This is a genomic window from Burkholderia sp. Bp9012 (assembly GCF_003853825.1).
GTDB lineage: Bacteria > Pseudomonadota > Gammaproteobacteria > Burkholderiales > Burkholderiaceae > Burkholderia > Burkholderia diffusa.
This window is the reverse complement of the sequence record NZ_QTQA01000016.1, coordinates 169,515-188,928: the sequence shown is the minus strand read 5'-3', so window position 1 is coordinate 188,928 and position 19,414 is coordinate 169,515. Positions and strand designations below refer to the sequence as shown.

The 19,414-nt window shown below is 61.8% G+C and carries 15 protein-coding genes; 5 read left to right on the top strand and 10 right to left on the bottom strand.

What is annotated here, in order from left to right; all coding sequences use genetic code 11:
- Positions 1 to 449: 449 nt before the first annotated feature.
- The 5 genes from DIE11_RS22475 to dnaA all read right to left on the bottom strand — a co-directional run bounded on the left by DIE11_RS22475 (position 450) and on the right by dnaA (position 11,431).
- Positions 450 to 2,558, bottom strand: a complete 2,109-nt coding sequence (locus DIE11_RS22475) for a restriction endonuclease-like protein (RefSeq protein ID WP_260437156.1) — start codon at positions 2,556 to 2,558, stop codon at positions 450 to 452.
- Between the two features lie 183 nt (positions 2,559 to 2,741).
- Entirely contained in the window at positions 2,742 to 5,393 is a 2,652-nt protein-coding gene (locus DIE11_RS22470) for an McrB family protein (protein ID WP_260437155.1), read from the bottom strand.
- A 518-nt stretch (positions 5,394 to 5,911) separates the two neighbouring features.
- Positions 5,912 to 8,386 (bottom strand): DNA topoisomerase (ATP-hydrolyzing) subunit B, encoded by a 2,475-nt coding sequence (gene gyrB, locus DIE11_RS22465; RefSeq protein WP_124627102.1) that lies wholly within the window; start codon positions 8,384 to 8,386, stop codon positions 5,912 to 5,914.
- Positions 8,387 to 8,579: 193 nt separating this feature from the next.
- Complete coding sequence (gene dnaN, locus DIE11_RS22460) at positions 8,580 to 9,686, bottom strand: DNA polymerase III subunit beta (RefSeq protein ID WP_059605245.1); 1,107 nt, start codon at positions 9,684 to 9,686, stop codon at positions 8,580 to 8,582.
- A 170-nt stretch (positions 9,687 to 9,856) separates the two neighbouring features.
- The gene (gene dnaA, locus DIE11_RS22455) at positions 9,857 to 11,431 is read right to left on the bottom strand and encodes a chromosomal replication initiator protein DnaA (RefSeq protein WP_221622466.1); all 1,575 of its coding nucleotides are present in this window, start codon (positions 11,429 to 11,431) and stop codon (positions 9,857 to 9,859) included.
- A gap of 421 nt (positions 11,432 to 11,852) precedes the next feature.
- On the opposite strand from dnaA, the gene rpmH reads away from it, so the two are divergent.
- From rpmH to yidC, 4 genes are all read left to right on the top strand, one after another.
- On the top strand, positions 11,853 to 11,987 hold the full coding sequence (gene rpmH / locus DIE11_RS22450) for a 50S ribosomal protein L34 (protein WP_004198824.1): 135 nt from the start codon (positions 11,853 to 11,855) through the stop codon (positions 11,985 to 11,987).
- 15 nt (positions 11,988 to 12,002) lie between these two features.
- Entirely contained in the window at positions 12,003 to 12,464 is a 462-nt protein-coding gene (rnpA, locus tag DIE11_RS22445) for a ribonuclease P protein component (RefSeq protein ID WP_031401531.1), read from the top strand.
- Between the two features lie 75 nt (positions 12,465 to 12,539).
- Positions 12,540 to 12,806, top strand: coding sequence for a membrane protein insertion efficiency factor YidD (gene yidD / locus DIE11_RS22440; protein WP_006489939.1), 267 nt, complete (start codon positions 12,540 to 12,542; stop codon positions 12,804 to 12,806).
- An 8-nt stretch (positions 12,807 to 12,814) separates the two neighbouring features.
- Positions 12,815 to 14,473: a membrane protein insertase YidC gene (gene yidC / locus DIE11_RS22435; protein WP_124627098.1), complete on the top strand. Its 1,659-nt coding sequence runs from the start codon at positions 12,815 to 12,817 to the stop codon at positions 14,471 to 14,473.
- Positions 14,474 to 14,604: 131 nt separating this feature from the next.
- On the opposite strand, the gene DIE11_RS22430 is transcribed toward yidC, so the two are convergent.
- On the bottom strand, positions 14,605 to 15,042 hold the full coding sequence (locus DIE11_RS22430; protein ID WP_059602938.1) for a helix-turn-helix domain-containing protein: 438 nt from the start codon (positions 15,040 to 15,042) through the stop codon (positions 14,605 to 14,607).
- A 329-nt stretch (positions 15,043 to 15,371) separates the two neighbouring features.
- On the opposite strand from DIE11_RS22430, the gene mnmE reads away from it, so the two are divergent.
- Complete coding sequence (gene mnmE, locus DIE11_RS22425; RefSeq protein ID WP_124627096.1) at positions 15,372 to 16,766, top strand: tRNA uridine-5-carboxymethylaminomethyl(34) synthesis GTPase MnmE; 1,395 nt, start codon at positions 15,372 to 15,374, stop codon at positions 16,764 to 16,766.
- A gap of 314 nt (positions 16,767 to 17,080) precedes the next feature.
- Here mnmE and DIE11_RS37005 read toward each other — a convergent pair whose 3' ends face one another.
- From DIE11_RS37005 to DIE11_RS36490, 4 genes are all read right to left on the bottom strand, one after another.
- A complete protein-coding gene (locus tag DIE11_RS37005; protein WP_006750105.1) occupies positions 17,081 to 17,206 on the bottom strand; it encodes a hypothetical protein in 126 nt (41 codons plus the stop codon).
- 149 nt (positions 17,207 to 17,355) lie between these two features.
- The gene (locus tag DIE11_RS22420) at positions 17,356 to 18,714 is read right to left on the bottom strand and encodes a diguanylate cyclase (protein ID WP_124627094.1); all 1,359 of its coding nucleotides are present in this window, start codon (positions 18,712 to 18,714) and stop codon (positions 17,356 to 17,358) included.
- Positions 18,715 to 18,825: 111 nt separating this feature from the next.
- A complete protein-coding gene (locus DIE11_RS22415) occupies positions 18,826 to 19,074 on the bottom strand; it encodes a DUF2795 domain-containing protein (RefSeq protein WP_006756942.1) in 249 nt (82 codons plus the stop codon).
- A 106-nt stretch (positions 19,075 to 19,180) separates the two neighbouring features.
- Positions 19,181 to 19,351, bottom strand: coding sequence for a hypothetical protein (locus tag DIE11_RS36490; protein WP_006489933.1), 171 nt, complete (start codon positions 19,349 to 19,351; stop codon positions 19,181 to 19,183).
- Between the last annotated feature and the right edge of the window lie 63 nt (positions 19,352 to 19,414).

The following is a 19,414-nucleotide window of genomic DNA, read 5'->3' as shown; positions in this document are numbered from 1 at the left end:
TTCCCGTGTGAAAGTAGGTAATCGTCAGGCTCCCTAAGCCAGAAACCCCCGCCCAAAAGGCGGGGGTTTTTGCATTTCGGCGATGGAAATGTGGCTACAAGAGATCAGAGCCGTCGATCGGTTCGTAGTTGTTGTGCCGGTTGCTGACGATCGGCATTGAAAACAAAACTGGTCTCCGAGCTCCGAACGGCCATATGACGACGTCTCGAACGCGGGATCGATCACCGAAGCAGTGAGGGCCGCATAATGCGGCTCTTGCAATTTAGCGTGCAAACGGTCTTGGGCAGGTCGTTTGATAGTAGGGTTGCTCGCGAAAATCCAAATCGCCATAGTCCGGCGTGGTACGGATTTGCTGGATTTTGTGATGGATCTAGCGATAGACGCGATCGCCCGGCTCGAATCCGAACAGCTTGAAGTGCGCGTCGATGAAGGCCATCCAGGGCAGGTATCTACTCGCTGTGAGCTAGCGACATGACGTCCCCCCACGAGATGCTGATGGGTTCGCCGTAGGCCAGCCCGTAGCTTCTAACGTAAGCATCGATAGAGTGGGGCGACAGTCGATCAAGCCAGTGATCGCGGGCCAGCCATTGAACCTGGACACACCAATAGCTGCCCCGCGGAGATGGATAGCCTGCCGCAGCCATACCTGCTTCAGTTATTTCCTCTGCATCAGAAACGATACGAGCAAGCGCGACTTCGTGTGTTGAGAGGCAGTAAAGGAGTAGAAGCTGACTGCTAAGTAGGGCAGTGCCCGGATGGATACCCCCGCGGCGACCTTCAGCTCGAACGTTGTACGATTTACGTCGTCGAATCCAAGTCCAATGTTCGTGATTTTTAACGAAGCCCAGAAGCACGCTTGCATCGGCGGGCGGGGAAGCGGACGCTTGAGCCGATCGCCGAAGCGGTGATGTGCCATATGTTTCCATCTGCCAGAATCGACCGCGCTCGTGCCTTGTCAGACGCGTTGCGACGTGATCGAGTACATCGCTGATGAATCGTCGAAGTGCCACCGTACCGCTTGGGATACCGGTGTCGGTTGGCCGTAGCACGAACGCACCTAATCCCGGCAGGAGCTCGTGATACTCTTGGTATTGCAGTCCGTCCCCTTCGTCGTCGGCGCCCGGATACAACACATATGCGCCTGCAGTTCGATGAATAGCGTCGCGGTACGCGTGCATCTTCAGTAGATCGTCGCGCAGAACGCCGCCACGCTCCGACCGAGAAACCGAGTCCGAGCCAGAGGCATTTGCTTCTTCGCTATCGGTGCCGAAAATTTCTCGAACGAAATCGACCCGATACTTGGCATCGAAATGAACCGCGATAGGTTCAAAGGACGAAGGCTCATCATCGGCGGGACTGATCAACAACGAATAGTCCGGACGCATCGGTCTCGTCCACGACCCAATTCCTGCAGTGCCTCGACGATAGGTTCGATTGAAGCAGAGTTCAATTCGCATACGTCGATCCAAGCGGTTAACCTCGCCCGAGAGAACAGTCTCCACGCCGGTGCGAATGCCGACGGTCAAACCATCTGACCGGGCCTGTACCAACGGACTCAAATCGAACGCCTGGCCCACGAGGTCTGCCACGACCTGCGAAAGCTGAATGAATGCCCAGTACTCGTAAAGCGTGGCGACATCGCGCTGGCCTGCGCCATAGACGTCTGGTGACGATTGCCAAGAGAGACGCGCTGCAAATTCAGTCTCCACGTAGGCTTTGAAGATATCCCGATAGCCTTCGCGCTTCTGGAGCACCTGATCGTCGGCTGGGAATCTTGTGAGCCGCCCAACCTCGGTAAACAGGTCGCAGTGGAGCACCTCTTCTAGGCGCGACATCACGCCAGAAATTTCGCGTTGCCCCCGCATTCTCGCGGGGCTGGCTGCGGCTTTTGAAAGTCCTCGCTCGATATCGCCAAGTAGCCGAAGCCAATGCTCCAGAGCGAATTTAACAAAGCGATTCGAGGTCGTGTCGTGGGTCGCTTCTGTTTGTGCCCGCTCAAAGTATGACGGGACGGACTTCAGCGATCCATCTGGCCAAGCCGATCTAGATCCGCCTTTGGCGATTTGCCGCAGCACACGTGAATCTGCTCGTATCCCGGCGCCAGCACGCACTGTGTCGCTCGTCGTTTCCCATGCGGTGTGCGGACGTCGAATGACCTCGTGAAGCGCTCCTTGGAAGTTTTCGCTTTCGATCAAGGCCCGCAAAAATGTGAAGCGCTGATAAAGCGTAACGGCGTCACGTGTCTCGTCGAGTTCGAAGCTTGCATCGCTCACCGCGAACCGATCCATCACGAGCTCAGTCATTCGCTCAGCAATATCGCGCAGCATCCAGCGATACTCGGAAAGGTACGAGAGTTTGCGCGATCGGACCTCAAGCTCCATCTGTCCGAGCGTTCCGGCGTCGGTACGGAGCACGACGCGTATCGTGCCGGTCGCTAGTCCGGGCCGTAGTCGGCCAGATGCCCCGTCCGTGGTATCAGGCTGGAAAAGCTCTTCGGGATCGGCGATCAGTGGGCTACCGTTTGACCCGAGGATTTCCCAGGCGTATCGATATTCCATGCCCTCCAAAAGTTCAACGATACCAGCGGCAGAGTTTTCCGTTGGGATGCTATCGTCGGAACACCAAAGCGTTGCTAAAGGAGTGGCAGAGCGACGGGGTAACACCGCTATGCGCAACTTTGCGGTGATGTTCCCCGTCGAGTCGCGAAGAAGTGCGATAGCGTCTGAGGCAGCACGCACGGCTTATTCCGTAAAGCTAGCAAATTGATTGGCACGCAGGCTTCGAAGCATGCGTACCGTCTTAGCATAGGCGATGGGAAGTGCGGCACCTTGGCCTGGCATTTCGTCGATCTTAAATGTCGGAAGCTTGTCATCGGCCAGAATTGAATCCGGCAGATCTCGACAGAACTGCGCCAGCGCAAGGAGCGGCAGTTCGAGGCGTCTGCGCGATCCATGCAGTCTCGGCAGTACCTTTTGCATGACAATGCGATCCACGATCGATGCTAGGCCGTTGATTCCGGCCTCTTGTGCCAAGGCTGCAAATCGAATTGCCTCATAGAAGACACGATGGCCGAACTCGAGGTTGTACCGACTGAGGAGGTCGTGCAACTGCCGCAGGCGCGAGTTCAGCTCGTTGAGCGCGTCGCTCTGGCGACCTCGATGCCAGTTGTCGTCCTGCGCGATGCTCAGCAGTCCCCTTACCAGGTCCTGGTCCCCGGCAACGCATGGTTGCGGCTTGATCGCCTCGATCGAGAGGTCACTTGAGTGAACGCGAAACTCGAAAGTGTTGGCACGATCGAGAACTTTTGGCGAGAACATGTAGGTCGTTTCGTCGATGTTGACGGTGCCGACGATCCAGAGATTCCGCGGAAGCGGAACCTGCTTTTCTGCGTTGGCCTTCAGTCGCCAGCAGTCGTCCGTTCCCTTGTGAAGGTTTGGAATACACGGTTGCCCTGACTCCATACCTGATAGCACATCGGCGAAGTAGCGCTCGACGTGTGCGAGGTTCATCTCATCCAAAAGTAGCAAGTACGGATGCTGTGGATCTGCTGCCGCCTTCAAGATGAACTCCAACGGTGCGGGAACGGACCACGCCCGGCGCCCGTCTAGCTCCCGCTTAAGTGCGTCTTCGTATCCGAACAACGCTTCCGCACCTGTCCAGTCGGGACGGACTGCGGCGACGTGAAGTCGATCCTCGCCTAGCCACTCACCGAACCGAATGGCAATTTGTGTCTTACCCGAACCAGACAGTCCAGTCAAAATTGCTAACGGTTTCGTGATCAGGCTTGAAATGAAGGATGCGACAAGACCATGGTGGTGATCACCGAACTTCACACCACTGGTAGCTAGAGCGCTGCTGAATGCATCGATCGCTGCGCGAAGATCCGCTCTGACAGGAAATGGTTCGTCCGACTGCTCTAGATCAGTTGCATCCGGTAGCTCGCCCGCATCGTTGCCAGCCAGAACTTGGCTATAGATGTCGATTACATCGTCCAAATCCTGTTGCAGCTCGGCCATCGGCAATGGTTGCGTGAGGTCGTACGTCGCGCGAACAAAGGATGTGTCATAGCGATCCGGCACTCGACCATATCGTCCTTTAAACCAATCCCTTACCGTTTGTGCTCCAGCCAGTTCGCCCCAGCTCAATCGGGACGCCCCCTCCTCGCTTACTCCATAGCACAGCAGTAATTGCTGCTGCTCCGCGTACAGAAGGAGGACGGGGTAGATGCCTTGGTTGACCGATTGTCCATCGCCAAGAAACGCGATCCAGGGAATCCGGGCGAAGTTGCCTTTGCCAAAACTCACTCGGACTTTTAGATCTCGGTATACGCTGAGGTAGCCCCTTGTTCCGAGTTCATTTCCATCACTCGCCTGTTTGAGAAAGCGATTGAGGAGTTCCGGAATGCCGTCTGACGACTCCTCCTTGGGTTCAACTTCGAAATCGAGGCGTCGCAGCAAGCGGAAGGCGGACGAAGCTTCGCCTCCGGAAAAGGCTGCACGATCTAGTGGCTCCCCCGTTGCTTGTTTAACAGCCAGGGACAGGACCAACTTAGGTGGGTAGCGTTTGCCGTCATAAACCAGATCGTAGCCAGTGGATTCCGCATCCTTCGGCACACCTTCTTGATCGATTTCGTGCAAAGCCAACCGAATGTGCTCTGCCGTTACGTTCTCAGTTGCTGCAGCGAATGTCTCGCTGCGCCACTCTCCCTTCAACGGCGGCACGTAATAGTCGAGCTGTGTTGTACCGCGCTCTGTTTCAAGGCGTTTTCGAATTGCTTGCAGTTCGCGGTCCAGTTGAACAGGATCCATGCGATTGACTACACGGCGCTCGTGTTTTGAATAGTGGCGAACAATAGTCTTGCGATCGTTCTGTCCAAAGATCCGTTCGAAGTCGTCGGGGAACAGCAGGAAGAGCAGCATGTGACGAAACTGTCTTGCTTCCCAATCGGGGACCTGGCGAAGCCATTCATCGAATGCCCAACCGTCACCGATCAACTCCAGTTGACGAATGCTGGTTAGCTCACTGAAGCGGCGGAGGAAGTTGATCAGGAAGACGAGCTCGCGCCATTGATTTTGATTGAAGCCGGGGCCAGCGCTACCGACACCTGCGAGCACGTCGTCATCTAGCCAGCGCGAGTCTGTCGGTAACGGTTCGCCGGACCACGACCAAATAGCCTGGATAGTCTTGCGTTTGTGGGCTGCTGTGAGGCTACTTGGGCAGAGGTACAGCAACCACATCATTTCTGCGACCAGTTGCTTCGCGGAGTGCGCGGCCGGTGCGAGCTGAATCTCTAATTTCTCAAGAAACTTTCCTTCTCCGAGATCGGGGTTACGTACGAAGTGCGCGTCGAGCAAGTCGAGAGCCGGCGATGTCCAAAGCGGTTGATTGGTCAAGATTGAGCGGCTACCTAAGAGCGCCGCGTCACGCCAGTGAATGGCCGCTTCTAAGATGGATTTGGGATCATCGTCTCCGCAGTACCTGCTCATACTTTGCCCCGTAGGTTTCTAGATCTGGCGCGATGCAATCAAGATTGCATCGCTAGATAATTCGTACTGTATTGTGGATCACAGCCGTTCGAGATCGGAATTGTACAAGCGCGAGCAATTCCATTGCGGATCGAAGCTCTCGGAGCGACACGCTAATAGCGCGCTGGATGCTAGGGCGTATTCCGGCCTGTGGGTCTCGCGCAAGCGATTTGTCGGTCCGCTGTTCGGCGGCAGCGGCGACGATGATCGGGCTACCTGGATGTACTGACCCTGAACCAGAATTAGTCCCAGTCGGAAGTGGAGATTTCCGGCGTGCAAAATCTCGGGCTGAAAGAACAACGGCCGCTTCGACTGAGGCGGCCGTTGTTCTTTTTAGGCAGTTTGCACGACAAACATGCTTAGGATATGTGTCCGTCTACCAGAGGTTAGACGTCAATATTCCCCGCCCTCAACGCATTGCTCTCAATAAACGCCCGCCGCGGCTCGACGTCATCCCCCATGAGGGTAGTAAAGATCCCATCCGCCGCAATCGCGTCTTCGATCTGCACGCGCAGGAGTCGCCGCACTGCCGGATCCATCGTCGTTTCCCACAGCTGCTCGGGGTTCATCTCGCCGAGCCCCTTATAGCGTTGCTTCGACACGTTCCGCTCTGCATCGGCCAGCAGCCACTTCATCGCGCTCTTGAAGTCCGCCACGGCCATGCTGCGCTCACCGCGCTTGATAACCGCACCTTCCCCAATAAGCCCCTTGAACGTATTCGCGGTGGTCACGAGCTGCTGATAATCCGCCGTATGCTGGAATTCCTGGTCGATGACCGAAACACGCACGTTGCCGTGATGCGTCCGTTCGACATGCAGCGACCGCTGTTCGCGAACCGCGTCATACGCAGGCACAACCCGCACTTCGTTCTTCAGCGCTTCGTCATGCAACGCAGCGTGCAGCGCCTTCGCTGAAGCCTCGGTCGAAGCCTCGTTGGAGAGGTCGATCACCACGCCATCCATGACGGCTTCCAGCGCCGCCGGGTCATACAACCGGCTCAACCGGTCAATGACGCTCTGCGACAGAAGATACGATCGCGCCAGCTCGCCAAGCGCATCGCCGGAAATCGCCGCCGCATTTTCACCCGGCACCAGCTCCGACCCTTGCAGTGCCAACCGCAGCATGTGCGCGTTCAGCTCCACGTCATCCTTCAGATACCGCTCATCCTTGCCCGCCTTGATCTTGTAAAGCGGCGGCTGCGCGATATACACGTACCCGCGCTCGATCATGTCCGGCATCTGGCGATACAGGAACGTGAGCAGCAGCGTCCGGATGTGCGCACCGTCGACGTCCGCGTCGGTCATGATGATGATGCGGTGATAGCGAAGCTTGTCGAGGTTGTAATCGTCCTTGCCGATCCCGCACCCGAGCGCGGTCACGAGCGTGACGATCTGCTCTGACGACAGCAGCTTGTCGTAGCGCGCCTTCTCGACGTTCAGCACCTTGCCGCGCAGCGGCAGGATCGCCTGGAACTTCCGGTCACGACCTTGCTTGGCCGAGCCGCCTGCCGAGTCACCCTCGACGATGTAGATTTCGCACTTCGCCGGGTCTTTCTCCTGGCAGTCCGCGAGCTTGCCCGGCAGGCCGACGCCGTCGAGCACGCCCTTGCGGCGCGTCATTTCACGCGCCTTCCGCGCAGCATCGCGCGCACGAGCAGCCTCAACGATCTTCCCGCAGATGATCTTCGCGTCGATCGGCGTTTCCAGCAGGAATTCTTCGAGCGCCTTCGCCACAACTTCTTCAACCGGCGCGCGAACCTCGGAAGAAACCAGCTTGTCCTTCGTCTGCGAGCTGAACTTCGGCTCCGGCACCTTCACGGAAAGCACGCACGACAGCCCTTCGCGCATGTCGTCGCCGGTCGTCTCGACCTTCGCCTTCTTCGCGATTTCGTTGTCGGTGATGTACTTGTTGATGACGCGCGTCATCGCGGCCCGCAGGCCGGTCAGGTGCGTGCCGCCGTCGCGCTGCGGAATGTTGTTCGTGAAGCACAGCACGTTCTCGTTGTAGCTGTCGTTCCACTGCATCGCGACTTCGACGCCCACGCCGTCCTTTTCGCCGTTGGCGAAGAAAACCGTCGGGTGCAGGTTGGTCTTCGTCTTGTTGATGTACTCGACGAAGCCCTTCACACCGCCGGCGAACGCGAAATCGTCTTCCTTGCCCGAGCGCAGGTCAGTGAGGCGAATCCGAACACCGTTGTTCAGGAACGAGAGTTCACGCATCCGCTTCGCGAGAATGTCGTAGTGATACTCGACCGTGCCGAAAATGGTCGGATCGGCCATGAAATGCACTTCGGTGCCGCGGTTCTCGGTGTCACCGGTCACGAGCATCGGCGACACTTCCACGCCGTCCACCTTCTCGAGCACACGATCCTGCGCGATGCCGCGATGGAACTCCATGAAATGCTTCTTGCCGTTGCGGCGCACGGTGAGGCGCAGCCAGCTCGACAGCGCGTTCACGCACGACACGCCCACGCCGTGCAGACCACCGGAAACCTTGTAGCTGTTCTGGTCGAACTTGCCGCCGGCATGCAGCTCGGTCATCACGATTTCCGCGGCGCTGCGCTTCGGCTCATGCTTGTCGTTCATCTTCACGTCGGTCGGAATCCCGCGGCCGTTGTCGGTCACGGAAATCGAGTTGTCGGCGTGAATCGTCACGTGGATGTCGTTGCAGTATCCGGCCAGCGCTTCGTCGATCGAGTTGTCGAGCACCTCGAACACGAGGTGGTGCAGACCGGTGCCGTCCGACGTGTCGCCGATGTACATCCCGGGGCGCTTGCGCACCGCTTCCAGACCTTCGAGGATCTGGATCGACGAGGCGCCGTAGCTGCTGTTATCGGGTTGCGAATTGTGCTGTTCACTCATGGATATCTTCCGGTTCTGCGAGGCCACTCTCGTGGCGGCGCGGTGCGTTTCAGCGAGAGAAATCGCCGGGCCGCTCCAGTTTCCTGGCCCGCCCCAAGCGCCGAAAAGGCACCAAAGGGACGGGTTGTCGGTTCGCCATAAAAACGCCAAAGGGGCTTGCCGCCCCCTGGTGTGTATCTTGATGTCGAGCGCGTCAGATGCGCATCGGCATCACGACATACTTGAATTCGTCGTTCTCGGGCACGGTAATCAGCGCGCTCGAGCTGGCGTCGCCAAGGCTCACCTGCACGGTGTCGACCTTCAGGTTCGCGAGCACGTCGAGCAGATACGTGACGTTGAAGCCGATGTCGACGGTATCGCCCTGGTAGGCGATTTCGAGTTCTTCCTGCGCCTCTTCCTGATCGGCGTTGGTCGACATGATCTTCAGTTGGCCCGGCGCGATGATGCAGCGCACGCCCTTGAACTTGTCCGAGGTCAGGATCGCCGCGCGCTGCAGCGAACGCTGCAGCTCTTCACGGCCGATCTCGAACGTGTTCTTGTGCGCCTTCGGGATCACGCGCTGGAAGTCGGGGAACTTGCCCTCGACGAGTTTCGACACGAGCTCGACCTGGCCGAACGTGAACTTGGCCTGGGTCTGCGCGATGTCGATGGTGACGGTGTCGTCGATGTCCTCGAGCAGGCGCTGCAGCTCGAGAATCGTCTTGCGCGGCACGATGACTTCCTGGCGGCCGAACGTGCCGCCTTCGATCTTCATCGACGAGAACGCGAGGCGGTGGCCGTCGGTGGCCACGGCCATCAGCTGGTCGCCGTCGACGACGAGCAGCATGCCGTTCAGGTAGTAGCGGATGTCCTGCTGCGCCATCGCGAAGTGCACCATGCCGAGCAACTGGCGGAACGACTTCTGCGGGACGGTCAGGGTCGCGCCGAAATCCTTTGCCTGCGCGACGGTCGGGAACTCGTCGGCCGCGAGCGTCTGCAGTGCGAAGCGGCTCTTGCCGGACTGAACGGTGAGGCGCTTGTCGGCGAGCGACAGCGTGACCTGGCCGTCAGGCATCGCGCGCAGGATGTCGAGCAGCTTGCGGGCCGCGACGGTGGTGGCCACCTGGTCGCCGCCGACGCCGAAATCGGCGCGCGTGGTGATCTGCAGCTCCAGGTCGGTCGACAGGAATGAAACGTCCGGGCCGTTCTTGGTGATCAGCAGGTTGGCGAGGATCGGCAACGTATGGCGGCGTTCGACGATGCCGCTGACCGTTTGCAGCGGCCTGAGGAGTGTGTCTCGTTCGGTCTTGACCAGTTGCATAGAGTTCCTTCGTTGAGTAACGGCCTGCAGCGCAGCAGCCACGCAGCGCCCCGCCGGCCGGGCTCTTGGCCCGCCACCACCGGGGCGGTCAAACCAGTATTGTGCCTCAAAACCGAACCGCCCCCCTTAAATTGGGGCGGAGGCCGAATTATCAAGCGCGGTGCGCGCGCTCAGCCCTTCAGCGTCTGTTCCAGCACGTGCAGCTCGTGGTTGAGCTGCGCGTCCTTGCTGCGCTCGTCCGCGATCTTGCGCACGGCGTGCAGCACGGTGGTGTGGTCACGCCCGCCGAACAGCTCGCCGATCTCCGGCAGGCTTTTCTGCGTCAGTTCCTTCGCCAGATACATCGCGATCTGCCGCGGCCGCGCGATGTTCGCGGGACGCTTCTTCGAGTACATGTCGGCGACCTTGATGTTGTAGAAGTCGGCGACGGTCTTCTGGATGTTCTCGACCGAAATCTGCCGGTTCTGCACGGTCAGCAGGTCCTTCAGCGCTTCCTTGGTCAGCTCGATCGAGATCTCGCGGCCGTGGAACTTCGAATACGCGAGGATCTTGCGCAGCGCGCCTTCGAGCTCGCGCACGTTCGAGCGCAGATGCTTCGCGACGAAGAACGCGACGTCTTCCGACAGGTTCACGCCTTCCGACTGCGCCTTGCGCATCAGGATCGCGACGCGCATTTCCAGCTCGGGCGGTTCGATCGCGACGGTGAGGCCCGAGTCGAAGCGCGAGATCAGGCGATCGTCGATGCCCGAGATCTCCTTCGGATACGTGTCGCTGGTGATGATCACCTGCGCCTTGTTCGCGACGAGCGCCTCGAACGCGTAGAAGAATTCCTCTTGCGTGCGCGACTTGCCGGAGAAGAACTGGATATCGTCGATCAGCAGCAGGTCGAGCGAGTGGTAGTAGCGCTTGAAGTCGTCGAACGCCTTGCGCTGGTACGCCTTCACCACGTCCGACACGTATTGCTCGGCATGGATGTAGCGGATCCGCGCGCCGGCCTTGTCGAGCAGCAGCTGGTTGCCGATCGCGTGGATCAGGTGGGTCTTGCCGAGGCCGACGCCGCCGTACAGGAACAGCGGGTTGTACGAGATGCCGGGGTTGTCCGCGACCTGGATCGCGGCGGCGCGCGCGAGCTGGTTGGCCTTACCGGTCACGAAGTTGTCGAACGTGAGCACGGGGTTCAGCTTCGAACGTTCGTACATCGAATCGGCTTCACCGCCGTTCGCGGGTGCGGCACCGGGGCCCGGGCGCCACGTGCGGCGGCCGGCGGCTGCTTCGTGCGCGGGCAGGCTCGGCAGGTCGATGTCGGCGTCGTCGGCGTTCAGGTGATGTGCGGCGGCCGCCGACGGCGTCATCGGCACGTCGGCCGGCGCGCTCGGGGCAGCGGCATTCGCGCTCAGGTTGGCGGCGATCGCGGCGACCTGAGCGGCGGGGCCGGTCGGGGCCAGCGGCGCGCGCGGGGCGGCCGTCGCGCCGCCTGCGGGGGCGCTGCGCATGCCGGCCTTCGGATCGAGGACGAACTGGACTTCGATCGGCGTGTTCCAGAATTCACGGGCCAGATCGGAGATCCGGCCCGAAAACTGGCTCTTGACCCAGTCCAGCTTGAAGCGGTTCGGCGCGGCGATGGACAGCGTGTTCGCCGACGCATCGAAGGCCACCGGGGCCAAGGGTTTGATCCACGTCACGTACTGCTGGGGCGTCAGCTCGCGCTCCAGCAGTGCGGAACAGTGTTGCCAGAAATCGTTCATCAAGTAGCTGTCGTTTTTTGCGTGCACAGCGCGGCTCGCCGGCGCCCTTGTCGCGGTTGCGCAACAAGGCCCGAAGCGGTCGTGCGAGCGTGCCTCGGACGCCTGCGTCACAGTCTTGGAGGGGCAGGCGCGGGCCGAAGCGGCGTGCGGGATTCTTGGAGATAAGGCGAGATTCTAACGCCAAACGCGGCCACAGCGGGACTTATCCACAGGCTGCGATTGTGGGTCGCGGGGCCGGATCGGCGCGGGCCGACACAGGCGGACGACTCCTAAAGTATTGACCGTCAAGAGAAAAACGGTTTAAATAGCGGGTTCCGCGAAAACCAATCCTGTATTCCCGGCGATTGCGTTCGCCCGAATGCCTCCGGTTAAGGGCACGCGGTCCCCTGAATTTCGACATTCTCGAACAAGTGAGAACATCATGAAACGTACTTACCAACCGTCCGTGACGCGCCGCAAGCGCACCCATGGCTTCCGTGTCCGCATGAAGACGGCAGGTGGCCGCAAGGTCATCAACGCTCGCCGCGCGAAGGGCCGCAAGCGCCTCGCCATCTAAGGCAGGTTGCGCGCTGTGTCCGCCGTCCGCAGTCCTGCGGAAGGTGCCGTCGAGCCGGGTGCGAATCCGTCGCAGACGAAAGCCGCCTTCCCGAAAGCTGCGCGACTTCTGAAAACGGATGAATTTTCATCCGTTTTTCGTTTGCGCCCCTGGCGGCGTTCCGCGCACTTCGTGATTTACGGCAAGCCGACCGGCCAGCCTGCCCGCCTGGGGCTCGTCATCGGCAAGAAGTATGCGCCGCGTGCAGTCACGCGTAACCTCGTGAAGCGGCTGGCGCGCGATGCGTTTCGCCTGCGCCGCGCCGAATTCGCCGGTTACGACCTGCTGCTGCGGCAGCACACGCGCTTCGACAAGAAAGCGCTGCCGAGCGCGGCTTCCGCCCCGCTCGCGGCGATGTGCGCGGCCGAAATCCGCGAGCTGCTCGACAGGGCGGTTCGGGAGATCGCGCGCCGTGCGTCGAAGCCCGCGTCCGAGTGACGCATCCGTTCGCGGTGCGGCGTTCGCGCCCGCCCGGCCGGTTTTGACGCGGTGCCGAATGGCGCCGCCCAAGGTATGAAAACGGTATTGATCGCCTTGCTGCGCTTCTACAAGGTTGCCGTGAGCCCGATGCTCGGCAACCGTTGCCGTTTTTATCCTTCCTGTTCGGATTACGCGCGCGAGGCAATCCAGTATCATGGCGCCGCGCGCGGCACGTATCTCGCCGTCAGGCGCGTGTGCCGATGCCATCCGTTTTCCGCGGGCGGCATCGACCTCGTCCCGCCGCCCAACTCCGACACTCGCGCTCGCGGCGAAGCCGACGCGCGGTCCCATCGACTCTGAGACAACGCATGGATATCAAACGCACCGTCCTATGGGTGATCTTCTTCATGTCAGCTGTCATGCTGTACGACAACTGGCAGCGCGACCATGGACGCCCGTCGATGTTCTTCCCGAGCGCCACGCAGACGGCCCCCGCGGCCGCGGCAGGCGGCGCTTCGGGCACGGGCGCGACGACGACCGCAGGTGACGCACCGGCCGCCGCAGCGGGCACCGCACCGTCGACGACGGCGCCGGCCGCGCAGGCGCAGCTCGTGAAGTTCTCGACCGACGTGTATGACGGCGAAATCGACACGCGTGGCGGCACGCTCGCGAAGCTGACGCTGAAGAAGCAGGGCGACGGCAAGCAGCCGGATCTCTACATCACGCTGTTCGACCACACGGCCGGCCACACGTATCTCGCACGCACGGGCCTGCTCGGCGGCGACTTCCCGAACCACAACGACGTCTACACGCAGGTCAATGCGGGCCCGACGTCGCTGACGGGCGACCAGAACACGCTGAAGTTGTCGTTCGAATCGCCGGTGAAGGGCGGCGTGAAGGTCGTGAAGACCTACACGTTCACGCGCGGCAGCTACGTGATCGGCGTCGACACCAAGATCGACAACGTCGGCACGGCACCGGTCACGCCGACGGTCTACATGGAACTGGTGCGCGACAACACGGCCGTCGAAACGCCGATGTTCTCGCACACGTTCCTCGGGCCGGCGGTCTACACGGACGCGAAGCACTTCCAGAAGATCAACTTCAGCGACCTCGACAAGAACAAGGCCGACTTCGTGAACTCCGCCGACAACGGCTGGGTCGCGATGGTGCAGCACTACTTCGCGTCGGCCTGGATTCCGCAGCAGGGCGCGAAGCGCGACATCTACGCTGAAAAGATCGATCCGACGCTGTACCGCGTGGGCGTGAAGCAGCCGGTGGCCGCGATCGCACCGGGCCAGTCGGCCGACGTGCAGGCACGCCTGTTCGCCGGTCCGGAAGAAGAGCGCATGCTCGAAGGCATCGCGCCGGGCCTGGAACTCGTGAAGGACTACGGCTGGGTGACGATCATCGCGAAGCCGCTGTTTTGGCTGCTCGAGAAGATCCACGGCGTCGTCGGCAACTGGGGCTGGGCGATCGTGCTGCTCACCGTCCTGATCAAGGCCGTGTTCTTCCCCCTGTCGGCCGCGAGCTACAAGTCGATGGCGCGCATGAAGGAAATCACGCCGCGCATGCAGGCGCTGCGCGAACGCTTCAAGAGCGATCCGCAGAAGATGAATGCCGCGCTGATGGAGCTGTACAAGACCGAGAAGGTCAATCCGTTCGGCGGCTGCCTGCCGGTCGTGATCCAGATCCCGGTGTTCATCTCGCTATACTGGGTGCTGCTCGCCTCGGTCGAAATGCGCGGTGCGCCGTGGATTCTGTGGATTCACGACCTGTCGCAGCGCGATCCGTTCTTCATCCTGCCGGTGCTGATGGCCGTCTCGATGTTCGTGCAGACGAGCCTGAACCCGACGCCGCCGGACCCGGTCCAGGCGAAGATGATGAAGTTCATGCCGATCGCGTTCTCGGTGATGTTCTTCTTCTTCCCGGCCGGTCTGGTGCTGTACTACGTCGTGAACAACGTGCTGTCGATCGCGCAGCAGTACTACATCACGCGCAAGCTCGGCGGCGGCAAGAAGGCCTGACGCATGTCGCACACGCGGGCGGCCAGCCGCCCGCAACGCGCGCAAAAAAGCCGCATGGTTTTATCCATGCGGCTTTTTTGTTTCCGGCGGATGGCGGCGCGGCGGCGTGTGCGGAGTCCCACCGCCGCCGTTCAGGCTTTCTTCGCTTCGATTTTCGCGTCGCTGCCGTAGAACTGCTCGATCAGTTCCTGAACGAGGTAACGTTGATGCGGCGGCAGCGCCTCGATCTTCGACGCGAGTTCTATCGTCTCGGGCGTTGGCGGATAGCGCTCGTCGCGCGGCAGCGGTTGCGGCGTCAGATGTTCGGTCACGCTCGGCGATGGGCCGTAATGCAGCCAATGCAGTTCGACGCGCAACCAGTCGGCGAGCGTTTCGAGTTTGTCCGGCGTCGGAATCGTCCGACCGGTCAGCCATTTGTGCGCGGTTTGGGGTGAAACCGGCTGCGCACCGTGGTGACGCAGATTGAACCGGTTCGCGAGTTCGGTCGCGCCGGTGACCTTCTCCGGGCTGCGCCTCAAGGCGAATTTCAGGCGTTCCGAAAACGCTGATTTTTCTTCGGGTGTCGGCATGGGGTGATTGTGCAATTCCACCGACGCCTATCAGACAACCGCGCAGGCTAAACGTAGCTCATTTAGACGAATCCGAACTTGCCGCGGAGCGTATCGAGGAATCGGGAGCCCGGTCAATCGGACAGGCATACTCGTCTGAAAGGGACAGTACGTGTCGGCGTGGAATAGATACTCGCCTTAGCTCCGTCGGGATAAATTCGGGCGATTCCGAAACCGACGCGGCGTCCGGTGGCGTGCAGGCCGGCACGCTACAATGCCGGCGTCCCGATGCCCAAACCGTTGCGCGGGCGCATCATTGACCCTCTGTTCATCCGATTCATCCGATTCCCATGCTTGCTACCGATTCCGATCCGATCGTCGCCATTGCCACTGCTGCCGGCCGGGGTGGCATCGGCGTCGTCCGCGTCTCGTTCGGGCGCGGCGGCGAGGCGGCCGCGCTGCCGCTGATCGACGCGTTGTGCGGGCAGCGGCTCGCACCGCGCCATGCGAGCTACGTTCCGTTTCTCGACGAGCACGGCGCGCCGCTCGACCGCGGGATCGCGCTGTATTTCACCGCGCCGCATTCGTACACCGGCGAGCACGTGCTGGAACTGCAGGGGCATGGCGGGCCCATCGTGATGCAGCTGCTGCTGCAGCGCTGCCTGGATGCGGGGCGCGGCTTCGGGCTGCGGCTCGCGGAACCGGGCGAGTTCACGCGGCGTGCGTTTCTGAATGACAAGCTGGACCTGGCGCAGGCCGAGGCGGTCGCCGACCTGATCGAGGCGAGTACCGAAGCGGCGGCGCGTTCGGCCGGGCGCTCGCTCGACGGCGCGTTCTCGCGGCAGATCCACGCGCTCGTCGAGGACGTGATCACGCTGCGGATGCTGGTCGAGGCGACGCTCGATTTCCCGGAAGAGGAAATCGACTTCCTGGAAGCGGCCGATGCGCGCGGCAAGCTCGCGAAGATCCGCGAGCAACTGGCGCACGTGCTCGGCGATGCGCGCCAGGGGGCGCTGCTGCGCGAGGGGCTGTCGGTCGTGCTCGCGGGGCAGCCGAACGTCGGCAAGTCGTCGCTGCTGAATGCGCTGGCCGGCGCGGAGTTGGCGATCGTCACGCCGATCGCGGGCACGACGCGCGACAAGGTCGCGCAGACGATCCAGGTCGAAGGGATTCCGCTGCACATCATCGATACGGCCGGGTTGCGCGAGACGGAGGACGAAGTCGAGCGGATCGGGATCGCGCGGACATGGAGCGAGATCGAGCGCGCGGACGTCGTGCTGCACCTGCTCGATTCGCGCACGGGGATGACGGCGGACGACGAGGCGATCGCGGCGCGGTTCCCGGTTGACGTGCCGGTGGTGCGGGTGCTGAACAAGACGGATCTGACCGGCGTGCCGGCGTGCGTCGAGCATCCGGCGGCCGAAGGCGACCTGACCGAGGTGCATCTGTCGGCGAAGCGCGGTGACGGGATCGACATGCTGCGCGCGGAGCTACTGCGAATCGCGGGGTGGCAGGCCGGGGCCGAAGGCGTTTATCTGGCGCGCGAACGGCATTTGATCGCGCTGCGGGCTGCGCAGGCGCATCTCACGCAGGCGGCCGATCATGCGGAGCAGAGGGCGCAATCGCTCGATCTGTTTGCCGAGGAGCTGCGGCTCGCGCAGGAGCAGCTCAATGCGATTACCGGTGAGTTCACTTCGGATGATCTGCTGGGGGTGATTTTCAGCAGGTTTTGTATCGGGAAGTGAGCGGGCACTTCACGTCCCGCTGTTTCCCTTTGGCGCATCGGTCCCGTTCCGGGATGAGTGCCTTGTCGATGGCGGACGCCGTGCCACGCACCGAGCGGCGGACCATTCAGCGCAGATGTCGGGAAAGATTGCCGAGATCGGCCTCGAATTCGAGGCCAGATGTGATGTAGTCAGAATCCAGGGATACGCGCCGAAGTCTTGCGAAGACTTTCCCGCGGTTCATGAGGAAAGACGCGATTGCCGCTCCCGGCAGTCCGGATCAATCGGCTGATCCGATCCGGATGGCGCAATCGCGGCGGCCGGGGCGGAATGCATCAATCCCAATGCCGATGATGATGGTAATACCCGCCACCGCCGTAATACCCGCCACCATCGGGCACCACGATACAGCCGCTCAGCAACACGGCCACGCCGGCAATCAGCAAAAGGGTTTTCTTCATCGCGTTCACCTGCTCGGATTCGACATGAATCCAGCATAGCGAGCGCCGTCGACACGGGCTGTAAGCGATCGTTTCCCGGTGCCGCAATCCGTAACGGCGGATTATTCCGGTCATAATGACCGTAACAAATCGCCAATCCGCAGACGTTTTCACGCCATGACGACGCGGTTTCGCCCCGCATCCTTCGCGTGGTACAGCGCGGCATCGGCGGCTTCGATCAATGCATCGGGCGTCGACAGATCCTCGGCCGACACCGTCGCGCAACCGACGCTGACGCTCACGCGCCCCGCCGGCGACGAAGGCATCGCGAGATCGAGCCGCAGCACCGCTTCGCGCGCTTCCTCGGCAACGATCCGCGCACCGCGCGCACCGGTGTTCGGCAGCACGATCGCAAACTCCTCGCCGCCATAGCGCGCGACGATATCCGCGGGACGCCGCACCACACCGGTGAGCGCATTCGCAACAGCGATCAGGCATGCATCGCCCTTCACGTGACCGAACGCGTCGTTGTAGGCCTTGAAGTGATCGACGTCGATCATCAGCAGCGACAACGGCTCGCTTTGCCGCCGCGCCTGCAGGAACAACGTGTGGAAGTGATCGTTGAAGTGGCTGCGGTTGAACGCGCCGGTCAGCCCGTCGCGCGCGGACGAACGAACCAGCGTCGCATGTGCTTCGAACAGCTCCTGATACAGCTTCGTCACCTCCCATGCGAGCACGCACACGAGTACGCCGGGCGTGAACATGCTGAACATGCGCGCGAGATACCAGCCGACCGTGAAGCGATTCGTGGTCAGCAGGTTCAGCGTCGTGTCGGTGAGGCAGGCGAGCACCGCGATCGCGAGCCACAGGTCGAGCGTCGTGCGCAGCCGGCCGGCGGCCAGCACGGCGACGAGCGCGAGCGCATTGAGGATCCATACGACCAGCCCGATCCCGTTGACGGGCAGTACGGCCGCGTCGGCCGGCGGATGGAACGCGGGCGGCAGTGCCACGTTCAGCGCGAGCACGCACAGCAGCGCAGCCGCGATGGCAGGGCCGCCGACCAGCGCGAACGTCCACAAACGCGTCTGCGCCGCGCCGACCGGCGCACGCGTGAGCCGCTCGCGAGCGAGCAGCGCGGCCATCACGAAGCACGGAAAGCCGGCATGCCAGAAGACCCACATCCACGCGGCGCTTTGCGGACGTGCGCCGAGCAAGCCGTGCGGCGCGAACACGCCGGGAAAGGTGAGCAGCTGCAGCGCGACCGCGAGTGCGGTGAACGCATAGGCGCCGCCGAGCGCACCGAGCACGGGCTGGCGGGTGACGGTGAACTGCGCGCCGAGGAAGAAGGCGGCGATGCTCGCGGTGGTGAACACGGTCAGCGCGCACATCGGCATGAACGGCTCGACGGCCGGCAGCGCGACGTTCGCGTGAGGCATGGCGATCCCGAGCGCGAGCAGGATGACGAGCGCCGTCAGTGCGCCGAACCAGAGCTGACGACGCGTCGTGTGCTGGATCAGAATGCCTTCCATGGATTTCCCCCGGGCGCTCGTGCGGTCACGCCCGGTCTTGGCGCCGGACGGCATGCATCCGGCCGCGATGCGACCGGTGCGGCCCGATCCTATCGCGTTATTGGCGCGCGCTCAAATCCCGAGGCCGGGGCCGAAGTTGCCGGCGACCCAGCGCGTGACGGCATCGACGTCCGCATAGTCCTGTTCGGGCAGGCCGTCGAGCATCGACAGCACTTCGTTGCTCGCGCCGGCGTCGCGTGCAGCGTCGACGATCGCATCCTTGTTCGCCGGGTAGCGGACGGCGGCCAGCACGTCGGCGATTTGCAGATCGATCGCTTCGCCAGGGATATCGTGCGGAGGGAGGGCGGGTTTGTCGTTCACGTCGGCGTCTCGCTGGTTGAGCGGGAATGGGTTCGTAGCGGAAGGGGCACCGTTCGGCTCGGGGCGACCGGCCCCGGACGCAGTGCCTGCGGGGATGGCGATCGACTCAGTGCCCGCGCCGCACGCGACGCCACGGATGCTTCCAGTCGATATGCGGTGCGTTTTCGTCGCGCGGGTGCTGCCGCCGATGTTCCTGCCACAGTTCGTCGGAGAACAGTGCAGCCACGATCACGAGTGGCAATACGAGGAAGATGCCGAGTATGACTTGCTCGATCACGATAGCCTCCTTGCGGTGGCAGGAACCCTTGTTTCCATTCTAGGCTCTGAACTTCGCCCGCGG